Raw genomic sequence first — 26,314 nt, 5'->3', positions numbered from 1 at the left:
CCGACAAAATGTCTGGTCCCCAAACTGCATAAAAGCAGTATAAAATAAACACAGCGTCTAGTTTTGAATGAAGAAACGAGAACTCAGTCAATAAGCACGCTGTAGACAATTAAAATCATGAAAATGGTGCAATTAATTTTGTTAAACTGCAAGGTGGAATATCTGTATTTTTAATACTTTCGACAGAATCTATCGAAGTTTAAGAAGATTAACTCGCTGGGATGCCTTATTATGCAAACGCTACTATCCAATATCTCTAAACGTATACGCCAGGTGTATGAAAAGGCTGAAGGGTTTATTGAAGATGAGCGTGAATTCCCCCTTTCTCAAGTTTTTTTAAATGCAACTTTTCAGCGTTTTGTTACTGACAATGTTGCCATGCTGAAAGATCTGCATGCCGACTTGCATGAAGACTGGCTACGCTTATATGCAACGCTTGATGTGAAGGGTTTATACATTACCCTTTCAGTCGATTTGAAACTGGTACAGATGGAACTGAATAAAGATACCCAACTGATTGTGTTTGAACAGATTAGTGACACCCAAGTCATTGAAGCCAAATTCAAAAATATCTTCCAAAAGCTTGCTGTAAAATTTGCTTTATTTTTCTATCAAAAAGTACTCAATCAAGACCCTCTGGGCATGATTCTTGAAAAGTTGAATGTCATTAAAGTAAAAGATGACTTATTGCATCTGGATTTAAACCGATGGTTAGGCAAAAAGCGTTCTATCATTGATACCTTAGCAAAAGTGCATGTCAACCATGCGGTTTTGCGTGAAGCTGAACTGGTGGTCATAGGCAATGTCAACCTGACTGCATTATTCAGAAAAATGTCCGAAGAGCCGATGGAGGTCTGGGAGATTGCGGAAGAATACCAGGACAGCAAAGTCAGTCCGGTTAAGCAAAAATAAATTAGATGATGATTACTGATTAAAAATCTATATTTTTTAGGGAAAAACTACATAAAGATACAGATCGAACAAAATTTCAGATTTTATCTTCATAATCAAAGCGCATAATACCGCTTAAAGACAAGTTTTACATTTTATTCCAAATTCAGAGGAACAATTTACTGATGGCTCACCCTGTATTGAAAATAATTGCGTTGACATCTGGATTAAGCACTACTCTGTTGTTTGCTGGTTTCTCAAGCCAAACCTTCGCCATGAGTCCATTCCAGGCAAGTTATCAATTTAGCTATAATGGCAAAAATCTGGGTTCTGCTACCCGTACATTAAGCAAGTCGGGAAATAACTGGACTTATATTTTTGCTGCAAAAGCTGCTGGCTTGGCTTCTGCAACAGAAACCAGTTATTTTGGCTTTAATAATGGCCAAATTATTTCCCATACTTTCAGCCGTAGCAGTAAAGTACTCATTCATAATAATACAATGAGTATCAAGTTTAATCCCACAGCTAAAACCATTAATACCAAGAAGGATGACACAGCACGTTCATTTGCCTGGAAAGCTGGTACGCTGGATGAACTGAATGCTGAATTACAACTGCGTGAAGACTTAAAATCATCCGGGCTGAGATCAAGTTATGCGATTGTCGATGCCAAAGAAGTGGAATCACGTCGTTTTGTCAAACAGGGTATGGAAAAGGTAAAAACGTCTTATGGCACTTTCGACACCATTAAAGTAGTGCTCAAACACAGCAAGCCAAATCGCGATACCATTTTTTGGTTAGCACCTAAACTGGACTACACACCCGTGAAAGTAACCCATCAAGATGGCAAAACTTCCTATGGTTTATTATTAACAGGTTATAAAGGCCCAACGAGTTAATTGATTTGAGCAATTTCGCTTGCATTTTTCGAGAGCCTTTTTAAAATACGCTTTTGCTTGAAAAAGCATCTGCCCTTAGAGGAATTCTCCCGTGCACGCACTAGAACAGAAAATCTTAAGTGAAGGTATCGTTCTATCTGATCAAGTTCTGAAAGTTGATGCTTTCTTAAATCATCAAATCGACCCTGTATTAATGCAGCAAATTGGCAAAGAATTTGCTGCACGGTTTAAAGATGCAGGGATCACGAAAATTATCACCATTGAAGCTTCTGGTATTGCTCCAGCAGTCATGGCCGGTTTAGAACTTGGTGTGCCTGTGATCTTTGCACGTAAATATCAGTCTTTAACCTTAAAAGATGATTTATACCGTTCCAAAGTGTTCTCGTTCACTAAACAAATTGAAAGTACCATTGCCATTTCCAACAAGCACATCAACTCTAGCGATAAAGCTTTAGTGATTGATGACTTCCTGGCAAATGGTCAGGCTGCTTTAGGTCTTGCCGATTTAATTCATCAAGCAAATGCAGAAGTTGTGGGTATTGGCATTGTAATTGAAAAATCTTTCCAGCCAGGGCGCCAATTGTTACTTGATAAAGGTTACCGTGTTGAATCTTTGGCACGTGTTAAATCTTTAGAAAATGGTACTGTTGAATTTGTCCGTGACTAGAATTTCAACTGAATTTAAAAAGAACGCTCAGGCGTTCTTTTTTATAGGTGTTTGTTTTTAGAATGCATATTTTATGTGAAACAACTATCCAGAATAATGTTAACAAAATCGGTGCTTACTCACCTGCTCCATGTGAATTCAGCTTGCTGGCCCCTGCTGCAAAATGAGATACAAGAAAAAAATAAATTCGTTGCACTTTTTTTGTCCAATAATTCGAATCAACTCTAGTCAATAGCGTGGTTTTACATCTCATAACAACCGAACTTTCACACCAAATAGGACTTGTTAAAGATTAATTTAACTACAAAGCAATATTCACTGAACATTTTTTGCTCTAAAATAAAAAAGTCTAACTATCCGCAAATAGTTAGACCCTGGATCATATTGAACGGTGGATTTACTTTACGGTCACAGTAATGCTACCGGTGTTCACAGCACCAATAGCTGAAGTTTTGATACCATCAATATGATTCACTTTTCCATCTACATTTACAGATGCATCAATAGCTGCGGAATTAAAAGCTAAATTCGCTGCAGTGTAATTACTCAGAGTTTCAGAGAATTGGTCATAAGTATCCGTATTTAACGATGTACTAATGGAACTTTCAAACTCTGATGACCGTTCAGAACGCCATTCTTCCAAATTACGCGCCGCACTTCTTTCAGCATCCAGAGTTGATTCCAATGTTCCCGTATTCACAGCAGTCAGATTGCCTTGCTGCAAATTGATACTACCGGTGTTTACCGCACCAATTGCTGAAGTTTCTACTGCAATTTTGTCTCCCACATTATTCAGTGAGTTATACCGCCCATCTACATTGACCGTTGCATCAACAGTAGCGGTATTAATGGCAAGGTTAAGCGCAGTACCATTTGGCTGGGTATGTTGAGATAAAAGATTTAAGGCACCATTTAACCCAGTATCTACAGTGACCTCTTGAGCATTAGCCATGCCTGCACCGGACAAGAAGGCAACAGATAAAGCGATTGTTTTGATAGTCTTATTCATGGTTATTTTCCTTTTTTCTAATTTTGAAGTACTTCTCGCTAAGCACTTCTTTTTTATAATGGGAGCGAGCCCATTTTTATATATTTTTAATCACGCTGCGTACTTGACCAGTAGTTTTCGACCACTTCCGGATTAACATCCCACAGCATCGAAGTCTTTTCATTGTCTTTTTCTTCATTCATTTTTTTTAAAAAAGATGAAGGCTTTTTCATACTGATATATTTAATCAAATCCTGTTTGCTCGGTTCAGACTCACCTTCAGGATTTTCAATCAACTCAGACTCTTTTTTCTTGGGTGGCTGTGTATCCTTGTTGGGTGAGTTCGTCGATTTATTTTTCTCATTCGGTGAACTGGTTTTATGTGAGGATGATTCCAGAACAGTACTCGGTACGTTTGCGGTACTTTGCTGCTGACTCTGCTTATACTTATACAGCGCAACCGAACTTCGGGTTAAACTCAATTGGCCAAATTCAGGTGGTATTTGCGCGCGGCAACTTTCAAAGGTTGCAGGCGGAATCACCTGACTAAGCAACTCAAAAGTAGCCAGATTCAGCATTTGGCGTAAGGCAAAGTTAGTTGCCTCGCGCTCCCCCTTGCCCAACTGAATATTCAATAAAGTATGCCCGGCAAACCTGCCTGCACTCAGACCATAATCCTGCGCAGCAATCTGTTTTTGCAGCGAAACATTAGCTACCACCTTACTGCTGCGGGTATCAGTCAGGGATAAATCCAGCCCGACCATAATGCGGGTTTGACTATAATTCGGCCCGACTCCACCAATCTGCATATCCACACCGCCCCCTGGAATAAAATCCAGACTGTTGATGCTGCCAGTGACATAATAATCGGATGCCTGGATTTGCCGTGGGTCGCGAATGCCCCACTTGGCTTCGCTTTCGATAATTCTCGGATCACGCCGGTTCAATAAACTGACCCCAGCCTGAAACAGGGCGGACTGCACCATATCTCCCGCACCTTGGGTCACCATTTTGCCACTGCCGCCATTGGTCACTACATCTTTACCGGTCTGGTCCAGAATCGCTCCAACGGAAAAGCTGACATCACTGCGCAGTTGCCCTTTCAGGCAGGATAAAGCCATATCAAAAGGGGTGAAAATATCGGTAATTGGAGGTCCCTGTACCAGGCTGACCGGTTTCTTGTTTGAGACCGCCATACCCGTGCACCCGCTCATCAGCTGGCTTAAAAGGATCAACACAGTCACAGAAGATATTTTTCTTCTATTTAACGGAAAATTCAGCATAGTGAGCCCCCCCCCGGTTGGGTGCTTAAGTTGGGGCATTGCTGATTATTTTGAGTGGTCGTGGAATTTAAGGTGCCTTCATTCGAAGTATCATTCGAAATGTCCACGCCGTTATTTGAACCATTGATATTCACATTGCTCGTAGCTGAATTCACCGTACCGATAGAGCTGGTCGAGGTGCTATTTATAGTGGTCTTTCCCAAGCCAGAATAATAATCGGAATCCTTGAGCTCGATCAGATTGGCCTGCACCAGATTTTCACTGGAACGAGTACTTGACGATTTCCAGCGCTGGCTCCATTCATCCGATGTGGCATAAGCATTGCCCAAAATACAGCAACAAAATAAACTCACATTGATCACTGATATTTTCATAATCATTACCCGTCCTTCGTTCCAGGATGTTTATTTATTTTCTATTTATTAAGGTTTAATTTATATTAAAAATATTAAATCACATAAATAAAACAAAAGGCAAAATTTATCAGGTTTTACATATCTTAGGTTTAAGATAACAAACTATCTTGTTGTTATAATTATTGATTTATTAATTGTTGTTTATTTTTGAATTGTAAGAAATCATTATGTAATAAATCTTTAAAATTAAAATTTACATCAAAAATTTAATAAAATTAATATTTTTTTTATATAAAAAATCATCCTGATTTCATAAGCGAATATTCACCTTGTCAAAACAGTTCAGCTTTAGGGAGTTGTAAAATTTGACTTTATTAGAATGCTCATTCAAATGTGATGAACATCTATTATTTATGAAAATACAATTAACCAATCACAGTTAAGCGTATTTATAAAGTAATTTCAGCAGTAAAGTTAATTTTTTAAAAGTATGAGTATCCGTTCAAAAAAAAACACTCTAACTTTAGCGATAAGGCTATTTGCAGCCCTATATCTACGACCACTTCAGTGTTTTGAGCATTTGCCATACTGGCACCGGTCAGGAAGGCGACGGGTAAGAAGATTGTTTTAACAGTCTTCTTATCCGTCGAAAAATCGAAGAATTAAACCAAAGACACATGGAATTAGGCTTGAAAAGAGGAGCCGTACAGTCTCAGCCTAGCCTGTTTTAAGTTGCAGTATATGCAAGATACAGTCATTTTCATGGCTGTATGATTGATGATTATTAAAAAATCAGCCATCACCAGATTCGATAAAGAATGAATGTTTTTACAACTCAGATAAACTGTTTCGACTTTATTTCAACTAGAATCAAGTTGGTATGAAATGCTCCTGACATCCAGTTGCAGAAGCGACATACTGTAGCAACATGTCATAAATATCAGCTGACCTTGAAACCTTCTCTATTTCCTATAGTTCAAGATCGGTCAATATAAATTGTTGATGGAAAAACTTATGCAATGTCCTAAATGTGGATCGACCAAAGTTGAAAAACGCGATCACGAAAAGAACTTAAAAACCATTGGTGGAATTTTAATGACCTCCGCCGGGGCAACAGCAGGAACGGTAGGTGGTGCTGCAACGGGAGCATCGACCGGTGCGGCGATTGGGGCAGTTGCCGGACCATTAGGCGTGATTTTCGGTGGCACAGTAGGAACATTTGTAGGTGCCATTGCTGTAGGTGTGACCGGTGGCGTATTAGGGAATATTTTCGGTAAAAAAGCCGGTGTCATTATCGATAAGAATGTGTTTCTGGATTATAAATGTTTGCAATGCAATCATAGATTTAAACAACCTGAATAAGCACTTAAACTTTAAATTGCAATAAAAAGACCCTTCATTTTTAGAAGGGTTTTTTATAGATACATACCTTACAAATAGAGTGAGTGAAACTCAAGTTCTTAATAAAAATCAGTTTTCCTGCAATTTTTTAACCACTTCGCCCAAGCGTTTACCCTGCTCTTCACACAAGACTTTTTCATCCTGGCTTAAACCCAAATCATGGCGCGGACCACTCACATGACTGGCACCATAGGGTGTTCCACCAGACTTGGTGTTGGATAATGCCGGGTTGGCATTCGGCAGGCCCATAATCATCATGCCATGATGAAACAGAGGTGGAAGCATAGTCAGCAATGTGCTTTCCTGTCCGCCGTGCATCGAACCAGAAGATGTAAAGACACAGGCCGGTTTTTGATGCAAAGCACCATTCAACCACAGACTGGTGGTCTGATCCCAGAAATACTTCATCTCGGAGGCCATATTGCCAAAGCGTGTCGGTGAACCCAAAGCCAGACCTGAACAATTGGCCAAATCATCCAGGGTACAATAAATATCCCCTTCCTCCGGAATACTCGGCTCAGCCTGTTTCACCACAGTGGATAGGTTGGGTACCGTACGAATTTTTACCGCCATACCTGCAGATTCAACACCATTGGCAATTAAATGTGCCATTTCTTTGGTTGAGCCATATTTGCTGTAATATAAAACCAGGACATAAGACTGCATAATTTTTATAAACGAAGCTAAAAGAGAAAACTATACGGTATTTTTCCCATTTTTTGGTTAAGCTTGGTATTGAAAATTCATAAAGATGACTAAAAAAATTGAGACTTCATCACGATGCTAAAAAAGTATTTAAAAAAACTTCCTTTTTATAATGAGACCTGGTTTCAGTTTGTTTTATTTGTCGTAAGACGTTTTGAAGCCGATCGTTGCCGTGATCAAGCGGCATCTTTGACTTATACCACGCTGTTTGCAGTGGTCCCCATGCTGACAGTTTTTCTGGTAATCATTTCTTCGATTAAAGCCCTGGAACCTGCAAGGCAGCAATTACAACAACTGATTTACAGTCATTTTTTACCCCGAACCACCATCGCCTTTGACAAAGCCTTTACTGCCTTTACCGATAAATCCAGCAACCTGACAGTGATTGGTATTTTATTTCTGTTCGTGACCACAGTCATGATGCTTTCCAGTATCGAGACCGTATTTAACCGGATTTGGCGAGTAAAAGAAACGCGAGGCGGGATTATCGGCTTTATGCGTTACTGGACCATTATTTCACTCGGCCCTATTCTGCTAGGCAGTGCTTTTGCGATTTCATCCACTGTAGCCTCATTAAATGTACTGAGTAATAATTTTGCCGGTTATGAGGTCGACGGTGAATTTATCTTGTGGGGCATTTCCTTTGTCCTGACCATTTTGGGCTTCTTTATTTTAAACTGGACCATTCCCAATCGCAGTGTTCCGATTAAAGCTGCCTTGATTGCCGGTACATTCAGCGCTGTAGTCTTTGAATTGCTGAAAAATTTGTTTGGCATCATCATGTCAAATTTCACCAGTTATGAAATTGTCTATGGCGCTTTTGCTGCCATTCCGATTTTCCTGTTATGGATTTTCCTGTCCTGGAACATTGTTTTGCTGGGGGTCGAAATCAGTTATGCCCTCACTGCGTTTAATTCAGGCAAAGAACCCAAACGCCATCCCGTGATTATGCTGCTAGATTTGATGGAGCTATTTTATAAAAAACAGCAAAGTGGTGAAAGCGTTTCTGATGAAGAAGCACTGGAAGTCTTGGGCCGTGATGAAATCGGACGCTGGCCGACGTATGTAGTGATGCTGGAAAAACAAAATCTGGTAAAACGTACCGATAATGATGAATACATTCTCGCGCGCAATCTGGCTCAGGTCGATTTTTGGAGTTTTTATAAACAGTTGCCCTACCCGCTTCCGCGTAGCAAAGATGTCGCCAATATTCGTCCGGATGATGAATGGATACAAAGACTTGGTCCAGCTCTGGTTGAATCTGATGATTATCTGGCTGCAAAACTTTCCATTCCGCTGTCGGCTATTTTTGAAAAGAAATAGCGTTAACTGACCTTGACGATGCCATAAAAAAGCCTTCACATATGAAGGCTTTTTTAATGACTACGTAGATGTATTAGCAGACAAAAATATCTGATCCAACCATGCAAACTGACCGCTATGTAAAAATCTAGAACTAAAAAAAGGCTGTATCAAACACACTGCTGTCCCATAATTTGAATTTTATTTCAGTATGAAATCAATATGATGATATTTTAAATTTAAGTATTTGATATATAATTATATTTAATTTTTCACAGCCTTATCTTTACTTTAAAAGTTGAAGTGACTTTGTGTAGGCTAAACCCTACTTTTGACAGACCAAAAGTAGGCAAAAGTTTTTATTCCCCATCACGACTTCCTGTCGTGATGGGGAATGTGTGGCATCCTTGCCACACACAAATCTAACACTGAGATTCAACTATGGGACAGCAGTGGTATCAAACAGCCTTTTTACTCAGCTTTTTCGCTTATTGAACAAAGGTTTTCCAGACAAAATCCTGACTTTGACCTTGCAACGTCATTTTCAGTTGATCGCCTGATTGCAATGCAGCCACACCCGCAGGTGTACCGGTCATTACCACATCACCCGGCTCTAAAGTAAACACCTGACTGATATCTGCAAGCAAGGTTGCAATATCAAAAATCAGCAACGAGGTATCGCCTTTTTGACGCAGCTCATCATTTACATGAAAAGTATAATGGACATCTTTCCAGTCTTTGACTTCAGCAACGTCCACCCAATCTGCCAAGACACATGAACCGTCAAAGGCTTTGGCACGTTCCCAAGGCTGACCTTTCTTTTTCAAGTCATCCTGTAAATCACGCAGGGTTAAATCCAGACCTAAAGTCACTGCACCGACAGCTTGCAAGGCTTTGGCAGGATCAGTTTCTGCTTTCAAAGTACGGTCAATCCGCAGGCTGAGTTCACATTCATAATGGCAATTGCCCCATGCCGGATTCCAGCTAATGCCTTGTTCCAAACTCACTAAACTGCTGGGCGGCTTGATGAATAAAACAGGACGATCAGGAATGGCATTGCCTAATTCTTTGGCATGGTCTGCATAGCTGCGACCGACACAGACAATTTTAGATGGACGTGTATTCATGATCTTCCTTTTTTATTGCACTTTTACTTTATTTCAAACTTACTTTTTAAATGTGTTTTCAAATACGGTTTGATCGGCCAATTGCTCGAAGGCACGTTTCGGTACAATCACCACGGTACGATTCTTCAATTCAATCATATAAGTCAGCTTGCCCACAGCAAAGTTTTGCACTTCGCTATAGTAAAAAATCTGTTTACGGCCATTGGCATAAATGTCGGCATGATCTTGAAACAACTCGATGCCCTGTTCACTTTTACCAAACTGATATTTCACAAATTGACGTTTGAACATCATCGGTAAAAACCAGTAACGCATAATCAATTGCAAAATTAAAAAGAAAGCGCCAAGCGCAACGTAATAGCGACCCACGCCATTAAAGCCGAGATAAAACCCCCAGATAATAATTCCAATACTCACCAATGGGGTAATAAAACGGGTAATCTGCTTTTTACCAAAAGTCGCCAGGGCAAAACCGTCTTGCGATTCTTCCAGGTTTAGGAAATAACGTACCGATACAGCAGGCTTGGTCTCTGACATAATTCATCATCAAATTATTCGAACAATTGTGCTAGATATTACACCAGATTGGGCGTTTTCCTTATTGTTTTTGCTCGCCTAAATTACATCAAACCGTAATGCAGAATATAAAATTTTAGCCGGATTAAGAGTGATCAATCTTCCATTCTATTTTAAGCTGCGTTCCGATCATCTCAACAGTCTAGAAAACCTGTTGGATGCTGTTAGTGGAGAGCCGACGCGAAATGTGTCTTATCACGACATGTTAGAACAATAGATAGCAATACCATAGTTAGCGGTATTAAAGATTAAATAACAGATGAAATAATTTTTTAATACATTTAATTTATTCTAGGCACAAAAAAACCGCAATTAAGCGGTTTTTTTCAATTTCACATCTGTCGATGTGATCAAGTTGGTGCGCTCAGAGAGATTCGAACTCCCGACCCCTTAGTTCGTAGCCAAGTGCTCTATCCAGCTGAGCTATGAGCGCGACGTCTTGATGTGGTGCATTATACGCGTTTTTAACATTCTGTTAAGTGCTTTTTCACAAATCTGCAATCAAATGAACAGTTATTGGGCAAAATTGGATTTTTCATCTATTTTTTAAACAAAATTTGTTTTTTGATGATTGCACAGATTGATTTGAAAATTGATTTGAAATAAGAAATCATCAATTTTATAAGCGTATTTTTATTTCAGGTTTACTTCAGATATCTGAAGTAAATATTGAAGATGAGATGCTTTTTAAAAACTTCCCAACTCATGGAAAAATTGACAAGATTAAGTTACACCAAATTTCAGACACAAAAAAACCGCAACATGTGCGGTTTCTTCCAGTTTTACATCTGTCGATGTGTTCAAGTTGGTGCGCTCAGAGAGATTCGAACTCCCGACCCCTTAGTTCGTAGCCAAGTGCTCTATCCAGCTGAGCTATGAGCGCGTACTTGAGTTGCCTTTCAGCATTCGTTACATTTACGTTTAACTTGATTGGTGCGCTCAGAGAGATTCGAACTCCCGACCCCTTAGTTCGTAGCCAAGTGCTCTATCCAGCTGAGCTATGAGCGCATTTCAAGTTATTCGTGGCGGTGAGAGAGGGATTCGAACCCTCGGTGGGCTTTAAGACCCACGCTCCCTTAGCAGGGGAGTACCTTCAGCCACTCGGCCACCTCACCGTAACGAGCCGCCATAATACAAATTAAACTTCATTTCTTCAAGTCAGATTTGAAAAAATTCTGATATTTTTAATCAATCATCTATTTTTTAAACAATTTACGACTTTGCTCTGCCCTTTTCTATCTGTTTTATGGCTGGTGACCGTGAAATATTCAGCCTTACCCCAAAATTTGAACTGAAAAACACATTATTGCAATCATTTACGTGCAGTCTGTTGCAGCATGACTTATGCTAATCCTATCTTCTGACATGAAGCCAAAGACATTATGAAAAATTGGGTCGATCCTGAAGCTAAAGCTGAAGCTGAACGCTATGAAAATCCTATTCCTAGCCGTATTCTGATTTCTGAAACGATTGAAAAATTACAAGCACCACAATCTCATGCAGATTTAGTAGAACATTTTGAAATTGCAGATCAAAAAAGTATTGATGCACTCAGTCATCGCCTGATCGCCATGGTTCGCGATGGCCAGTTGATGAAAGATGGATATAAGTTCCAGCTTGCCGCCAGCCAGCCGACGCATGAAGCCACCGTCTATATCAATTCCAAAGGTCTGGGTAGTGCCTCGATTGCCGATCATGAAGACCTTTTACTGCCTGAACGCGAGCTGCGTCTGGTCTTTAATGGCGACCGGGTCAAGGTCCGTCAAACCTCGGTCGACCGCAAAGGTAAGCCTTGGGGCTTTATTACCGAAGTGGTGCAACATCGGGTGAAACAGATTATTGGTAAAGTGGCCATTCACGATGGCGAATACTTTATTCAGCCGACCAATCCGAATGCCCATCAGCCGATTACCCTGGAAAAAGAACTGATTGAACATGCCCAGGTCAAAGTAGGTGATTCGGTTCGTGTGGCGATTGATGACTATCCAACCCGCGAAGAACTGGCGACCGGTCATATCGTTCAGTCTATGGCAGACAAGGCAGATACCGAAATCATTATTCCGCAAACCATTTTAGAATTTGGCTTGCCTTATGAATTCCCGGAAGAAGTGCTTCGCGATGCCGAACACTTTAAGGAACCTTCTGCACAAGACCGTGAAGGTCGTATCGATTTACGTGATTTGGCTCTGGTCACCATTGATGGTGAGGATGCACGCGACTTTGACGATGCCGTATATGCCGAAAAACGTCTAGGTGGCGGCTACCGTGTGGTCGTAGCCATCGCTGACGTAAGCCATTATGTCCGCAACGACAAACCGCTAGATGACGAAGCCAAAGAACGTGGCACTTCAGTCTATTTCCCGCATTTTGTCTTACCAATGTTGCCGGAAGCACTTTCCAATGGCTTGTGCTCGCTGAATCCGCATGTCGATCGTCTCTGTATGGTCTGTGATCTAAAACTGTCACGTGCCGGTCGCGTCACTGGTTTTGAATTCTATCCATCAGTCATGCATTCCAAAGCGCGTCTCACCTATACTCAGGTGGCACAGTATTTTGATGGCGACAGCAAAGCAGTTCCTGAAGATCGTGATGTACGCAAATCGCTGAATACCTTGTTCCAGCTGTATCAGATCCTGAAAGGTTTACGTGCAGAGCGTCATGCCATGGAATTCGAAACAGTCGAAACCTACATGACCTTTGATGAGTTAGGTGGCATTAATGAAATTCTGCCACGTACACGTAACGAAGCGCATAAGCTGATTGAAGAATGTATGTTATTGGCAAACGTCGCAGCCGCAGAATATGCCCTGGAAAATGACATTCCGATGTTATACCGTGTACATGAGCCACCTGAATTTTCACGCATCCAGAAAGTGCGTGAATATGTGAAATTGCTCGGCCTGCCTTTCCCGGAACAACCAACGCAAAAAGATTATCAGGCGGTGATTGAAGCCACCAAAGACCGTATTGATGCTCCAAGCATTCATGCGGTGCTGTTACGCTCGATGATGCAAGCCTATTACGGTGCAAATAATGCCGGGCATTTTGGTTTGGCGTATGAGGCCTATACCCATTTCACCTCTCCGATCCGCCGTTACCCGGACTTGTTATTGCACCGTGCCATCAAAGCCCATTTAAAACAAAAGCCTTTCCTGCTTTCCGGTGCCGCTCTGGATGATGCCGGAGAACATTTCTCTCAAACCGAACGCCGTGCCGATGAAGCTTCCCGTTCCGTCACCACCTGGTTGAAATGTCATTATATGAAGCAGCATTTAGCTGAAGAATTTGTCGGTGTGATCAGTGCAGTGGCTGAATTTGGCCTGTTTGTAACATTAAAAGACCTCTATGTTGATGGTATGATCCACGTCAGCCAACTGGGCGATGACTATTTTGTCTATGACCAGCCAAGCCAAAGCTTAATCGGTCAGGCACGTGGTCAAACCTTTAGTCTGGGCGATGAAGTCAAAATTAAGGTGGCTGCGGTAAATCTGGACGATCGCAAAATTGACTTTGAACTGTTGCAACAAATAACCCATGCCGGCCGTGCTATTCGTAGCCGCGCGCCACGTGTGGCCAAGACAACAACAGAAGAAGTATTTAGCCCGCGTGCGAAAGCCGTGGTCAGTGAAGATGGTGAACAACCGATTCGCAAGAAAAAGCCTAAAACCAAATCTGCTGCACCAGCTAAAAAGTCAGATAAAAAATCTTCAGCCAAATCGGATGCAAAAGCCAAAGACAAGCTGAAGAAAAAATCCAAACCGAAAAAGAAAAAGTCGAATGCGAAAGCTAAGCTAGACTAATTTTCTGATAAAAGCCCTACTTCGGTAGGGCTTTTTATTGAGTCTAATCTAGAAAGTATTTACCGACTGAAAAATAATAGCCCTTGATTTAACCTTCTCTAAGCCTTACATCTACTATTAACTTTATAAATGATATGGCGTATTAGAAATGACTTTAGAAAAGGCGACCTTGCCCGTTCCACAATTTGACCAGATTCAACTGGCTGATTTAAAACAACAGATTGAACAAGCAATTCAACAAGGACAAAGTTTTTTAAAAGATTTAACTGCAGTTCCAGAGAACGCTCAAGCACAGCTCAATGTTCTGGAACAGGTCGATACGCTGGAAAACAACATGAGCGAAGCTTGGGGTGTGCTATCACATCTCAATGCCGTGATGAATAACACAGAAACGCGTGAACTTTATCAATCCCTGCTTCCAGCATTAAGTGAATACTACACCCAGCTGGGTCAACATACGGTGCTCTATCAAAGCTATCAACATGTACATGACTCATCCGTATTTAGCACCCTCCCTGCAGCCCATCAAAGTGCCATTAAACTGGCACTGCGCGATTTCAAACTTTCAGGCGTGGCTTTAGAAGGTGAAGCGAAAAAACGCTATGCAGAAATTTCTGCACGTTTGTCACAGCTGTCATCTGACTTTTCTAACCATGTCCTCGATGCCACACAAATCTACTTCAAGCCTCTAACTGAAGAACAACTCAAAGGTTTACCACAAAGCAGCATCGATCTGCTCAAACAATATGGTCAGCAACGCGAACTTGATCAGTCAGTTGCGACATTGGACATTCCGGCTTATCTGGCCATCATGACCTATGCCGATGACCGTGGCTTACGTGAAGAGTTATACAAAGCCTATACCACACGTGCTTCCGACCTATCTGAGCATCCTGAATTTGACAATACCCAGGTGATGGAAGAAATCCTGAGTCTACGTCATGAAATGGCACAGTTATTAGGTTTCAACAACTATGCCGAGTTATCGCTGGCCAGCAAAATGGCGCCGGATGTCGAAACCGTAGATAAGTTCCTGGTCGACCTGGCTGAACATGCCCGAACACCTGCAAGTAAAGAAATTGCCGAATTAAAAACCATCGCCATTCAGGATGGCATTCTCGAATTACAGCCGTGGGATACAGGTTATTATTCGGAAAAACTGAAACAGCAACAGTTCAATTTATCGCAGGAATCACTGAAACCGTATTTCCCTGCACCCAAGATTTTGCAAGGCTTGTTCAGTATTGTAAATCGTCTTTACGGCATCAACATTGTGGAACGTGAAGCGCCCGTCTGGCATCCAGATGCACGCTATTTTGAACTGGAAGATCAAGGCAAGGTAGTCGGCGGTTTTTATTTCGATCTGTATGCACGTAGCGGCAAACGCGGTGGTGCCTGGATGAGTGGTTTCCGCTCGCGCATGCAAACCCGACAAGGCCTGCAAAAACCGATTTGCTACATGGTCTGCAACTTCACCCCTGCTGTAGGCGATCAACCTGCGCTGCTCACTCACGATGAAGTGAATACCCTGTTCCACGAATTTGGCCATGGGCTGCATCATCTATTGACCGAAGTCGACCATATTGCCGTGGCAGGTACACACGGCGTAGATTGGGATGCAGTCGAGCTACCAAGCCAGTTTATGGAGTTCTGGACCTGGGATACTGACAGCCTCGACCTGCTCAGCGAACACATCGAAACCCGGCAGCATTTGCCAGAAGATTTGCTTAAATCCTTGCTGGATGCCCGTTTCTTCCAGTCTGGTATGCAAACCTTGCGTCAAATCGAATTTGCCCTGTTTGACCTGTCGATTCACAAACACAGTTCTGCTTTAAATGCCGAACAGGTACAAGCGACGCTGGACGAAATTCGCCAAAAATATGCGGTCGCACCGACAGCCAGTTATAACCGTTTCCAGCATAGCTTTAGCCATATTTTTGCCGGAGGCTATGCTGCGGGTTATTACTCTTATAAGTGGGCCGAAGTTTTGGCCAGTGATGCCTTCGACCGTTTCGAAAAAGAAGGAATCTTTAATGTGCAGACCGGAAAAGAATTTCGTCAATTTATTCTAGCAGTTGGCGGAAAAGATACAGCACTTGACGCGTTTATCAATTTCCGCGGACGCGAGCCAAAAATAGATGCATTATTACGTCATCAAGGTTGGACGAAGCCCTCTAAAAACGCTTAAACTAACTGTCTAAGATTGTTCGGAAGGTTAGGATGATGACTATCAAACGTCGTTTCATTGCAGGTGCTAAATGTCCAAAATGTGAAGCACTGGATCGGGTTGTCATGCTAACTTCTGGCGACGATGAATGGATTGAATGTATTGACTGTGGCTATAGCGAAAACCGGCCAACACATGTCGAAGAACCACAAATGCCGGAACTGCCGGATGAGATTGGTGTCATTCAGTTCAAACCACGTCAGCCTAAATAAAAACAGGTTCAATATGACATTAGATCAAAGAAATAGCCCAAAACTTTTATTGGGCATTATGGGGGGATTGGTTGCAATCATTGCGCTTTTTTTAGCCTATCAATGGTTTTTTGCAACTTCAAACGAAACATTGCCTGAACATGAAGGAGCTAGTTTAACGGCTCCTGCAAAACCAGCTGAACCGCTTGCTCAAGCCGAGCAGAAAACCATTCAGCTGGTGGATGAAAAAATTCTGAAACAAGCTGTTCCAGAAAATGAATCACTCGCCAAAGAAGAAGTGGCTAAACTGGATGATATTCAAAGCCAGTTAAATGAACAGGAAACCATGCTAAAAGCCCAACACGCCGATGCAGATGAGCTGATTGCCCTGAAAGAAGAACAGATTAAATTACTCGAAGCTCAATTGGCTCAAAAACAATAATTTTATAGTTGAATATTCAGCTAAAATATCAGCACATGTTTTAGCTGATTTCTTTCATGTCCCTACCGACCAGCAATCGGAACCTGTTTACAGCACTTGCCTTACTGACCTGCTCTGCCTTTTTATTTTCTCTGATGGGCGTCTGTATTCGCTATGCCTCACACACGCTAGATAATCCCACTATTGTATTTTTTCGCAACTTTGTCGGCTTGTTTATTTTTCTGCCGTTTATTTACCGTAAAGGAATTGGATTTTTTAAAACCGAAAAAATCTGGATGCATAGCTGGCGTGCCGTGATCGGGCTGGTCGCCATGTATGGCTTCTTTTATGCGATTGCCCATTTAAAGCTGTCCAATGCCATGGTGTTTACCTATTCTTCCCCGATTTTTATTCCCCTGATTGCCTGGCTATTTCTGAAAGAAAAAATCACCAACGCCATGTTTCTTGCTGCAGCGATTGGTTTAATCGGTGTGATCTTTGTCGCCAAGCCGGATGCCGGCATGTTTAACCAGATGTCGATCATTGGACTAGGGGCAAGCTTCCTGGCTGCCATGGCATTTGTGACGGTTCGTGCGCTTACCAGTACCGAATCGCCAGAAAAAATCGTTTTTTATTTCTGTTTTATCGGCACCCTCATTTCCATGATTCCGATGTTCTGGCTATGGCGTCCCTATAGCTGGACTGAACTGGGTTTTCTGATTGGTGCGGGACTGCTGGCCAACATCAGCCAGATTTTCATGTCCAATGCCTATAAACTCGCACCTGCCGGACAAATTGGCCCGGTAAATTATATTGCCATTATTTTTGCCGGAATCTGGGGCTTTATATTCTGGCAAGAAATACCGGATTATTATAGTTTAATGGGTTTCGGACTCATTTTAACTGCCATTATCCTGTGTAGTCCCTTGGTGAAAAAACGTTCAATCTAATCATTCAGCCAGTTTTTCCAATCATAAAAAAAGCACCCGAAGGTGCTTTTTTTAGCATGATCAATTAATGATACCAACCGAACAGTTTAAAAATATACGGCGCATAGGTCACAATCAGTAAAGACGGGAACAGCACCATAATCGGTAGCAACCAACGTTCATAACGGTAATAAAACTTGGTGTATTTGACCTTTGCTTCCGCATCGGCAGCACGAACCTCATCATCACCTACCGACATTCGGGTCAGCAGATGATTCAGCGCCACAGGCGGAGAGACATAGCCCAATTCAAATGCAACCAGTACAATCATCCAGAAATGGATGGGATGAATACCATTTTCATAAGCTACCGGTGCAATGGTGGCAGCCACCAGAATGACCGCGCCAAACGGATCTGTCGTCATACCGACAATTGCCAGCAACAGTGCAATAAAGGCCAGTGAAATATAGATATTGCCAAGATGCGTTGGCAATAATTCAACCACTTCACTACGTTCAATCAGACCGCCTACACTTGCAGACAAAGCCATCAGGATAATCAGTGCACCAATATGTCCAACGGTTTCTGCTGAAGCAAACCACATGGAATGGGCAAAGCCGCGTGATTTTTCTCCCCCATGCGGTGTATGTTCGCGCATAAAGGTCGACTGTTTTTCATGTTCCAGGGTTAAAGCTGCATGACGGTCTGGTGGTGTCACAAAACGGTCACCCCACCATTTATCAAACATAATGTAAGCAATCAGGATTATCGGCAGAATCACCGGAGCAGTGAATTCATCCATTTGAGTATCCAGACCCATCGTATACATTAAAATGACAACAACAGTAATCACGATATAAGGAATCACCGGCACAATGGCTTTTAACATGCCCGGTACCGCCACTTTAGGCGAGTTCACACGGAAACGTGTTTCCGCAAGATAAAGTGATACCCCCAGGAAAATCAAAGCGGTCAACCAGAAGACATAAATACCATGATCAAACAGCTCATCTGAAGTTACATGTCGGCTATCGAGCATGGAAATCAGAATCACCAGCAAGCAGGGACGAATCACCACCCCCAGCGAGCCAGACATGGCGGAAACAGCCAGGGCATATTGACGGCGTGAACCCGAATTCCATACTTCCTTATAAATGATCGCACCTGCTGCCACAACAAAAATCCCGGAAGCACCGGTATAGGCCGTTGGAATCGCAGCGGCAATCAAAATCAGCCAGGTCAGGGTTTCAGGGGCCAAATTCCACGGACGTAAAATACCGAGGAATAAATCCATCACCCGAGTTTGGGTCAATAGCATACCCACCCAGATAAACAGTGCCAGGTTTAAGAAAATGCCAGAGAATTCCACCAGAATTCCGAGGTAAATCCCTTGCCCCATTGGATAATCCATGACAAAGGTAAAAACAATCCCGGTCACTAATGCCATGTAGGCATATAAAGGTACACTCAGTAAAGCCAGTCCCAGATTACCCTTAGCTTCCTGTTTAGCCATAGGTGGTTTAAAGAGTTGTAACAGACTGATCAGGGTTAAGCTAATAAATAGGAAAATCCACAACCAGTAAACCGTCAGTGTTTCATACGTGGAAGTCACGCCTGAGTTGATAATGGAATGGTATTGGCTGAGTACCGATGCTGTCAGCAGACCATTACCCAATGCCATAAACAGGGCATAAACACGATAATCCAGCTTGGTGGTTGGAGCACGTAAGCCAATATGATGAAACTTGACTGAAGCGGTGATTGCAGCAACCACAACCATCAACAATAAAATAATGACACGGTTTTCAGTACCAAATTTAAAAACACCAAAGAATGAGGTTTCCAGGGTACGGTAAGTTCTTATCGTTGGATGATCATCCATATATTGAATGGCTTTGTCATAGAATTGATACTTTTCCTGGCACTGTTGCTGCCCTGCCAGAACCGAAGCCCGTACATCTGCTTCCGATGTAGTCCCGAAAATATCAGCGAACTCATCATTGGCATTGGCTTTCATTTGTTTTTGTACTTGCGCATCAATATCCGGATGTAAGTCACAGCTTGGCTTGGTGGGTTCTGCACGTAAAAAAGAATATTGCATGCCAATATCTTCATTGCCATACAAACGTTCACCTACACGTAATAGCTGACCATGAATCATCTCACCAGTACCGATGATGAGTGTGAGTAAAAGTAGTAATAGAATGACAAAAGTCGAGATCCACTCTGTCCATATATAACGTAACAGACCTAATCCTGATCTGCTGTTTTCATCATTTTGCATGTGCATTCCTATTTTTTCTTTTAATCATTGCTACAACTTCAGCAATGCCACTTTCCTTTTCTGAATAGAAAACATCCTTTCTCTATTCAATCTATTTATTCTTATCAACAAATTTGCATTAACTCGATATCAATGAAAATGACAATATGTATTTTCTTTTCTGTTTTAAATGTCAATATTGCCACTATTCAACAAAATATTCCCATAAAACATAAGCCAAAGCGATGACGACTCCTCCAATCACCCCCAATAAATGTGCTTCAACCAGGACTGGACTACCAATCAGTTCCGCTGTACCGACACTGCCCACCGTATTTTCCCAAAGCAATTTCCCCAGAATCAGGCACAACACCAAGGCAGCAAAATTGCGCTCTTTTCTATACAACAGATGCACACAGGCAACGGTGACATACGCCCCGTGCAAGACTCCAGACAGACCGGCATAAGCTTCTATATCCGGAAAAAAATAATAAAAACACAGACTAATAAACGGCGGAAGTAATAAAAGTAAAGCAATGAAATGCCAGATTTTGACGCGTGGAAAGATGAAAGGTAAACAGGCAAAAGCCAGCATATTGAGCAGATAATGAATCCATCCCACATGTACCCAATGGGCAGTCCATAAACGCCAGAATTCTTTAAATAAATCAGCTTGCCAATAAATAAACGAGTCTGCAAAAACTTGAAGGCATGCCGAAAAAGACATTACAAATGCAATAAAAATAATCTTTTGCATCAGAAACGGGTTTTTCATTGGCATGCCCCCCAGTTTAGAAATAATGGATTAAAAATAAAACATCATCCCAACCCATATTTTTCTTATATTTTTTTCATCCCATTCAACTTAAGAGGATGCAGCACTCTCATTTTCAGTAAATAAATCATCCAGTTCTGCAGAATTATCCTGATCATCCCAGAAACGTTGCATCCCATCATCACTGGAGCGGATGCCGGTATGTTCAGTCCAGTAACGGTCTGAAATCCCCTGCACCATATTTTGCGCCATACTGTCTACCAGTCTGAACTGCGGATTAACCGGTTTTTCTTCAGAGCGGGCTGTGGCAAATGCTTTCAGTGCATCACGAATCTTGGCATCATCGCCACTGGCTTGAGCTGCGACCGCATACAGGGCATGTGACAAGCGTACACCTTTTTGTTCACCCAGTTGCACCGACTGTTTTAAAGTCTGATAAGGGTCGGGCTTACCATCTCCCGCACCCGGCAACAAGGTCCAAATGACTGCACGTGCAGCTTCTGGCGCACCCCAGAATTTGGAATTATCTAGGCACACCATGCCGCGTTCCACCACTGCCGCAATATCTTTCGGTACATTGACGGCACCGCCAGAATTAATGTCATTGGTCATGGCCTGTAAGCCACTGATCATTCCCATTAAATATACCGTTTGATCGAGGTCACTTTTCATTTTTGGGCACCCATCACCTAGGGCCTTGTTATATTTTGTCGCCCAACGCTTTTCTAATAGCTGGTAGCCTGCATACTGACGCTGTGCGGCAATGGCAGCCCAGCGTTTTTGCTGGATACGGGCATCTTGTGCTTCTGAAACTTGCCCCGCTTTAGAAGCGCGTAAATAATGCAATTCTGCTTCCAAGGCCTGATTTTCAGCACAAACTCCTGATGAAGCATATAAAAGAACCGCAATACGGGTTGGGTCTGCCCCCATATCTTTGGTGGACATAATAGCAGGCGTTAAGGCATTGCCTGAATTGCATGCCATATCAGCATCATCCATGGCCAAGATAGGCGGTACAATATGTTTCTCACTAAAACCTAGGGCAATGTTTGCCCCTGATTTAACCACTTGAGAACAACCTGATAATAAAGAACTTGTAACGATGATGGCTGCCATACCTTGGCATATTTTTTGGACTTGCGACATTTTCCTGTCCTCTATAATTGTGTTTATGTCCATAGCACCTAAACATAGCAGATGCAAAATTTGAATAAAAGAGTATTCACTCTAATTTGGTTTGCTACTGTGCCACGAAATGACGTACGGAAAATTGACTGTATTCCATCAAGTTAAAAATTTTGGGCAAAAAAAAGTAGCATTGCGACGGTTCGGCACATGCTACTTATCAAGGGGTCAAAGCCTAACGGCTTTCATGTTGTGCAAATCGATCCTTCAGCACTGTTCCTAGTCGTCCAATAACAATCGCCAAAACAATTGCTATCACCAGAAACATCCAAGTTGGAATCACCATGATGATTTCCTCAGTTGCTGTTGGTAGTTTTAATTTACATTTAGCTGAAATAATTCACTGGAAAAATTGTCTGACAATTGCAACATTTGTGATTTTTCTCATCAAACTGTCTTACAAAGAACAAAAAATATAACTATATATTTGATTATAAATAATTTAATTAAAATAAATTTTACACAACTGTCTAACAATTAGCTTAATTTAGCCAGTTTTTTCAGTGCTTTCCATTGCTTAAAAGGCAATTGATCAACCCAAATCAAGAGTGGTTTCTCCTGAAAATGCTGGAAATACACCACAATATAAAGCTGATGATCAATCAAATGACTAACCGACACACGTTTAACCTGTTGCGATTTTAAATGCGACAGTGACCATTCACGTGCATGCAAATGTTCCAAACAGATCGGTTGAAGGACTTTCAATCCATAGGCATAGGTTATTACACCTAGCACAATACACAGCAACCATAGCCATACGGGCAAGAGTTGCTGCAAAAGCACAATCAACAGAGTAAAAATGCTCAGCTGAAATATGCAGGCCAGACGGCTGCGTTTCAGCTGAAAACAACGGTTAGCCATGAACGTAATGTTTCAACTTGGCAATCAAGGCTCTCATTTCCGGACGTGGCGGTTCAGACACTTCCATAAACCAATCTAGCAGATCTGGGTCCTCTTGCGCGACCAACTCAGCAAAAGTTTCTTTCTCTACTGCATCTGCCTGTAGATAATAATTTTTTACATAAGGGTCAAAATAAACATCAATCTCTTTTAAACCGCGACGAGCACGATAAATGACTTTGCGTTCTTCCAAGCTGATTTCTTCGCTCATAGCTAGCTCCCCAACAATGTGAAATTTTTTGCTAGTTTACCCTATCCATCCCCTCTATTTCGAGCCATTTGCCCGAATTGACCAAATTCATCATTTTATCTGTACATTTGAGCATTCATCTCATTGTCGCTTATGCCTCAATCTTTTAATTTTTATCAAACAACATATTTATAGATGGACACAATAATAATGCAATCAGCTGCGATTCGACCTTTAGCCAATATGCTGCCCCGTCATTTGTTTAATGCCGAACATGAAGCTTTCCGTGAAACGGTACGCAAATTTTATGAAAAGGAAGTGGTTCCCAATACTTCCAGATATGAACAGCAACAGCATGTCGACCGGGATTTGTGGAACGAGGCGGGTGCACTAGGCTTACTTTGTGCCACCATGCCGGAACAATACGGAGGCTCGGGTGTAGACCGGCTGTACAGTATGATCCTGATTGAAGAACAGGCCTATGCCATGGATTCAGCAACCGGTTTTTCGCTACATTCGGATATTGTGGCCAATTACATCTGCAATTTCGGCAATGAGCAACAAAAGCAGCACTGGCTACCAAAAATGGCTACAGGTGAAGTCGTTACTGCAATTGCCATGACCGAACCCGGAACTGGATCTGACCTGCAAGCAGTACGTACCTCTGCTATTTTAGATGGCAGTGATTATGTCATCAATGGTTCCAAAATTTTTATCACCAATGGCTACCTGTGTGACATGGTGATTGTGGTCTGCAAAACGGGCAGCAGTGATAAAGGTTCAGCCAACCTGTCCTTAATCATTGTTGAGGCAGATCGCGCCGGTTTCAGTAAAGGCAAACCTTTAAATAAAATCGGCATGAAAGGACAAGATACTTGTGAATTGTTCTTTGATAATGTCCGCGTGCCCAAAGAAAATTTACTCGGTATGGAAGGCATGGGTTTTATGATGCTAATGAAAGAACTGGCCTGGGAACGCATGCTGGTTGCCATCATTTGTCAGGCGGGAGCCGAAGCTGCATTTGCGCATACTGTGCAATACACCAAACAACGCCAAGTCTTTGGTAAACCGATCAGTGCTTTTCAAAACACCCGCTTTAAGCTGGCTGAATTAAGAACCGAAATCGATTTCTGCCGTGCTTATTTAGACCGCTGTATGGAATTACAACTTACTGAACAGCTTGGGATTGATGCAGCGGCAGCAGCGAAATACAAAATTTCCGAAATGTTTTCCAAAGTCGTGGATGAATGCCTGCAACTGCATGGCGGTTATGGCTACATGATGGAATATCCAATCGCACGTGCCTATATTGATAACCGTGCCAACCGGATTTATGCCGGCACCAATGAAATTATGAAAGAATTGATTTCACGTTCGCTATAATCAACGTTTATTTCTAGACCAGTTCAATGCTTGGTGCTCTATCTGTAGCAGCTTGCAGCAGAATAAAAGCTGACAACTTGAACCCATAATTCAATAAGTATAAAAGAGGGAGCATTACTGCTCTCTCTTCAAAAAATAATGAAATTCAATTATGAGACTAAACGCGGTGTCGAGCTTTTCTTATCTTGTTGCTCACGCTTATGAAATTTAAGCACACCATCATCAAAACGTGCATGCTTTAATTGTTTACGGTCAGCCAGATAATTATTGGAGACACTCCAAGGTGCATGCTTGCCCTGTTTCGGCATGACATCAGCAGCACGGGCAATATAACCTGAACTCAGACTGCCCATCACGGTATCTTGCATTAACTCGGTCGCGTCACCTTGTGGAATCACTTCATCATAGCCATTTTTATCCATATAGTTGATCAGACGGCAAATATAATCTGCTGCAATATCCACTTTCAGTGTCCAGGAAGCATTGATATAGCCAATAATCATGGCCATATTTGGCACATCACTGACCATGATGCCCTGATACAGCATATGTTGAGAGGTATTCATCAGCTTGCCATCAAGCGTGGCCTGAATACCGCCTAAAATCTGAATATTCAATCCGGTTGCAGAAACGACAATATCCGCATCCAAATGTTTACCTGACTTTAACTGAATACCCGTTTCAGTAAATTTTTCAATTTGATCCGTTTCAACTGAAGCACGGCCTTCACGCAGAATTTTAAACAGGTCACCATCAGGTACCACACATAAACGCTGATCCCAAGGCTCATAGTTTGGAGTAAAATGCTTCATGTCAACTTTACCCTTGAGTTGGAATTTCACCGCATTCAGCAAAAGCTTCTTGAGCAGTTTCGGCTGTTTCTGCGCCAGGGCATAAATACCACGTTGCATGCCAATATTACGCGCGCGCGTTAATTTATAGGCCAGATCTTCTGGTAAGATCTTACGCATTTTTTCATAGACCACATCAATTGACGGCACAGAGGCGATATAGGTTGGGGAGCGTTGCAGCATGGTGACATGCCCTGCACCACCTTTCGCCATGGCTGGCACTAAGGTAATCGCTGTGGCTCCACTACCAATAATTACGACCTTTTTACCAGAATAATCTAGCTGCTCAGGCCAATGTTGCGGATGAATAAACTCGCCTTTAAATGCAGACTGATTTGGAAATTCAGGTTGGAATCCCTGATCGTAATTATAATAACCTGTGCAACCTAAAACAAAATTGGCCACCCAGGTTTGCTTTATTTGAGCTGCATCTTCAATTTCAACCACCCACTTTTTAATAGCCGAATTATAATTCGCCGCTAAAACCCGATGCTGAAAATGGATTTTATTTTTAAGCTGATACTCGTCAATCACTTCAGATAAATAATTTTTGATGGATGGACCATCCGCCAAGACGCTGTCTTTTTGCCACGGCTTAAAATTAAAACCAAAGGTCGACATATCTGAATCGGAGCGGATTCCCGGATATTTGAATAAATCCCAAGTTCCACCAAAACTTTCACGACGTTCAATAATTTCAAACTGGCGTTGTGGGCAATTTTTCGAAAGATGAACAGCCAGACCAATACCCGAAATACCGGCACCGACAATCAACACATCAATATGTTTTTCCATGTTCTTTTTATAACCTGTTTAAGCTTTATTTTATTAAACCATAAAATTGACAATACTCAATGTCAAGTTTGTATGAAAGTCCTCTGTACACGACAAATTTCATAGGATCCTTGTCCTATCAGGCTTTTTCTTTCTTAAAATTGCTAGCACTTTCTTAAATTCTTCTTTTTTTCCAAAACCAATCAAACGTAGAATAGCCATTTGAA

The 26,314-nt window shown here is 41.9% G+C and carries 23 protein-coding genes and 4 tRNA genes; 11 read left to right on the top strand and 16 right to left on the bottom strand.

Annotation, left to right across the window (positions count from 1 at the left end; all coding sequences use genetic code 11):
- The first annotated feature begins 231 nt into the window (after nucleotides 1-231).
- From FTT83_RS09615 to FTT83_RS09605, 3 genes are all read left to right on the top strand, one after another.
- Entirely contained in the window at nucleotides 232-912 is a 681-nt protein-coding gene (locus tag FTT83_RS09615) for a hypothetical protein (protein WP_166168753.1), read from the top strand.
- Between the two features lie 164 nt (nucleotides 913-1,076).
- A complete protein-coding gene (locus FTT83_RS09610; RefSeq protein WP_180042073.1) occupies nucleotides 1,077-1,790 on the top strand; it encodes a DUF3108 domain-containing protein in 714 nt (237 codons plus the stop codon).
- Nucleotides 1,791-1,881: 91 nt separating this feature from the next.
- A complete protein-coding gene (locus FTT83_RS09605; protein WP_086195739.1) occupies nucleotides 1,882-2,457 on the top strand; it encodes a xanthine phosphoribosyltransferase in 576 nt (191 codons plus the stop codon).
- A gap of 397 nt (nucleotides 2,458-2,854) precedes the next feature.
- On the opposite strand, the gene FTT83_RS09600 is transcribed toward FTT83_RS09605, so the two are convergent.
- From FTT83_RS09600 to FTT83_RS09590, 3 genes are all read right to left on the bottom strand, one after another.
- Nucleotides 2,855-3,466 (bottom strand): hypothetical protein, encoded by a 612-nt coding sequence (locus tag FTT83_RS09600; protein ID WP_166168749.1) that lies wholly within the window; start codon nucleotides 3,464-3,466, stop codon nucleotides 2,855-2,857.
- 86 nt (nucleotides 3,467-3,552) lie between these two features.
- On the bottom strand, nucleotides 3,553-4,728 hold the full coding sequence (locus FTT83_RS09595) for a CsgG/HfaB family protein (RefSeq protein ID WP_180042075.1): 1,176 nt from the start codon (nucleotides 4,726-4,728) through the stop codon (nucleotides 3,553-3,555).
- On the bottom strand, nucleotides 4,722-5,102 hold the full coding sequence (locus FTT83_RS09590; RefSeq protein ID WP_180042077.1) for a hypothetical protein: 381 nt from the start codon (nucleotides 5,100-5,102) through the stop codon (nucleotides 4,722-4,724). The genes FTT83_RS09595 and FTT83_RS09590 overlap by 7 nt, the downstream gene beginning before the upstream one ends.
- A gap of 984 nt (nucleotides 5,103-6,086) precedes the next feature.
- On the opposite strand from FTT83_RS09590, the gene FTT83_RS09585 reads away from it, so the two are divergent.
- Nucleotides 6,087-6,446 (top strand): hypothetical protein, encoded by a 360-nt coding sequence (locus FTT83_RS09585; RefSeq protein ID WP_180176548.1) that lies wholly within the window; start codon nucleotides 6,087-6,089, stop codon nucleotides 6,444-6,446.
- Between the two features lie 108 nt (nucleotides 6,447-6,554).
- Here the strand turns inward: FTT83_RS09585 and wrbA are convergent, their stop codons facing one another.
- Complete coding sequence (gene wrbA, locus FTT83_RS09580) at nucleotides 6,555-7,151, bottom strand: NAD(P)H:quinone oxidoreductase (RefSeq protein WP_180042079.1); 597 nt, start codon at nucleotides 7,149-7,151, stop codon at nucleotides 6,555-6,557.
- A 114-nt stretch (nucleotides 7,152-7,265) separates the two neighbouring features.
- Between wrbA and FTT83_RS09575 the strand changes: the two genes are divergently transcribed.
- A complete protein-coding gene (locus tag FTT83_RS09575; RefSeq protein ID WP_180042081.1) occupies nucleotides 7,266-8,513 on the top strand; it encodes a YihY family inner membrane protein in 1,248 nt (415 codons plus the stop codon).
- 467 nt (nucleotides 8,514-8,980) lie between these two features.
- Here FTT83_RS09575 and FTT83_RS09570 read toward each other — a convergent pair whose 3' ends face one another.
- The 6 genes from FTT83_RS09570 to FTT83_RS09545 all read right to left on the bottom strand — a co-directional run bounded on the left by FTT83_RS09570 (nucleotide 8,981) and on the right by FTT83_RS09545 (nucleotide 11,310).
- Nucleotides 8,981-9,619, bottom strand: coding sequence for a fumarylacetoacetate hydrolase family protein (locus FTT83_RS09570; protein WP_180042083.1), 639 nt, complete (start codon nucleotides 9,617-9,619; stop codon nucleotides 8,981-8,983).
- Nucleotides 9,620-9,658: 39 nt separating this feature from the next.
- Nucleotides 9,659-10,156: a YcxB family protein gene (locus FTT83_RS09565; protein WP_180042085.1), complete on the bottom strand. Its 498-nt coding sequence runs from the start codon at nucleotides 10,154-10,156 to the stop codon at nucleotides 9,659-9,661.
- Between the two features lie 395 nt (nucleotides 10,157-10,551).
- A tRNA-Arg gene (locus FTT83_RS09560) sits at nucleotides 10,552-10,628 on the bottom strand.
- 373 nt (nucleotides 10,629-11,001) lie between these two features.
- Nucleotides 11,002-11,078 (bottom strand) — tRNA-Arg (locus FTT83_RS09555).
- A 48-nt stretch (nucleotides 11,079-11,126) separates the two neighbouring features.
- Nucleotides 11,127-11,203, bottom strand: a tRNA-Arg gene (locus FTT83_RS09550).
- A 15-nt stretch (nucleotides 11,204-11,218) separates the two neighbouring features.
- A tRNA-Ser gene (locus FTT83_RS09545) sits at nucleotides 11,219-11,310 on the bottom strand.
- A 264-nt stretch (nucleotides 11,311-11,574) separates the two neighbouring features.
- On the opposite strand from FTT83_RS09545, the gene rnr reads away from it, so the two are divergent.
- The 5 genes from rnr to FTT83_RS09520 all read left to right on the top strand — a co-directional run bounded on the left by rnr (nucleotide 11,575) and on the right by FTT83_RS09520 (nucleotide 17,784).
- Nucleotides 11,575-13,995: a ribonuclease R gene (gene rnr, locus FTT83_RS09540; protein ID WP_180042160.1), complete on the top strand. Its 2,421-nt coding sequence runs from the start codon at nucleotides 11,575-11,577 to the stop codon at nucleotides 13,993-13,995.
- Nucleotides 13,996-14,143: 148 nt separating this feature from the next.
- Nucleotides 14,144-16,183: a M3 family metallopeptidase gene (locus FTT83_RS09535; RefSeq protein ID WP_180042087.1), complete on the top strand. Its 2,040-nt coding sequence runs from the start codon at nucleotides 14,144-14,146 to the stop codon at nucleotides 16,181-16,183.
- A gap of 41 nt (nucleotides 16,184-16,224) precedes the next feature.
- Entirely contained in the window at nucleotides 16,225-16,434 is a 210-nt protein-coding gene (locus FTT83_RS09530; protein ID WP_171263178.1) for a YheV family putative zinc ribbon protein, read from the top strand.
- Between the two features lie 13 nt (nucleotides 16,435-16,447).
- A complete protein-coding gene (locus FTT83_RS09525) occupies nucleotides 16,448-16,855 on the top strand; it encodes a hypothetical protein (RefSeq protein ID WP_180042089.1) in 408 nt (135 codons plus the stop codon).
- Nucleotides 16,856-16,911: 56 nt separating this feature from the next.
- Entirely contained in the window at nucleotides 16,912-17,784 is an 873-nt protein-coding gene (locus FTT83_RS09520) for a DMT family transporter (protein WP_180042091.1), read from the top strand.
- Between the two features lie 64 nt (nucleotides 17,785-17,848).
- Here FTT83_RS09520 and FTT83_RS09515 read toward each other — a convergent pair whose 3' ends face one another.
- The 5 genes from FTT83_RS09515 to FTT83_RS09495 form a co-directional block, all read right to left on the bottom strand.
- Nucleotides 17,849-20,047 carry a TRAP transporter large permease subunit gene (locus FTT83_RS09515; RefSeq protein WP_180042093.1) on the bottom strand — a complete coding sequence of 733 codons (2,199 nt, stop codon included), beginning with the start codon at nucleotides 20,045-20,047 and terminating at the stop codon, nucleotides 17,849-17,851.
- A gap of 184 nt (nucleotides 20,048-20,231) precedes the next feature.
- Complete coding sequence (gene rrtA / locus FTT83_RS09510; RefSeq protein WP_180042095.1) at nucleotides 20,232-20,801, bottom strand: rhombosortase; 570 nt, start codon at nucleotides 20,799-20,801, stop codon at nucleotides 20,232-20,234.
- A 90-nt stretch (nucleotides 20,802-20,891) separates the two neighbouring features.
- Nucleotides 20,892-21,947 carry a hypothetical protein gene (locus tag FTT83_RS09505; RefSeq protein WP_180042098.1) on the bottom strand — a complete coding sequence of 352 codons (1,056 nt, stop codon included), beginning with the start codon at nucleotides 21,945-21,947 and terminating at the stop codon, nucleotides 20,892-20,894.
- Nucleotides 21,948-22,463: 516 nt separating this feature from the next.
- A complete protein-coding gene (locus tag FTT83_RS09500) occupies nucleotides 22,464-22,850 on the bottom strand; it encodes a hypothetical protein (protein ID WP_180042100.1) in 387 nt (128 codons plus the stop codon).
- Nucleotides 22,843-23,100, bottom strand: coding sequence for a succinate dehydrogenase assembly factor 2 (locus tag FTT83_RS09495; protein WP_180042102.1), 258 nt, complete (start codon nucleotides 23,098-23,100; stop codon nucleotides 22,843-22,845). Before FTT83_RS09495 ends, FTT83_RS09500 begins: the two co-directional genes overlap by 8 nt.
- 189 nt (nucleotides 23,101-23,289) lie before the next feature.
- Here FTT83_RS09495 and FTT83_RS09490 point away from each other — a divergent pair, with 189 nt between their 5' ends.
- The gene (locus FTT83_RS09490; RefSeq protein WP_180042104.1) at nucleotides 23,290-24,462 is read left to right on the top strand and encodes an acyl-CoA dehydrogenase family protein; all 1,173 of its coding nucleotides are present in this window, start codon (nucleotides 23,290-23,292) and stop codon (nucleotides 24,460-24,462) included.
- Nucleotides 24,463-24,611: 149 nt separating this feature from the next.
- On the opposite strand, the gene FTT83_RS09485 is transcribed toward FTT83_RS09490, so the two are convergent.
- The gene (locus FTT83_RS09485; protein ID WP_180042106.1) at nucleotides 24,612-26,108 is read right to left on the bottom strand and encodes an NAD(P)/FAD-dependent oxidoreductase; all 1,497 of its coding nucleotides are present in this window, start codon (nucleotides 26,106-26,108) and stop codon (nucleotides 24,612-24,614) included.
- Between the last annotated feature and the right edge of the window lie 206 nt (nucleotides 26,109-26,314).

It is taken from the genome of Acinetobacter sp. YH01018, from assembly GCF_013420295.1.
Lineage (GTDB): Bacteria > Pseudomonadota > Gammaproteobacteria > Pseudomonadales > Moraxellaceae > Acinetobacter.
This window is presented reverse-complemented; position numbering and strand designations above follow the sequence as displayed.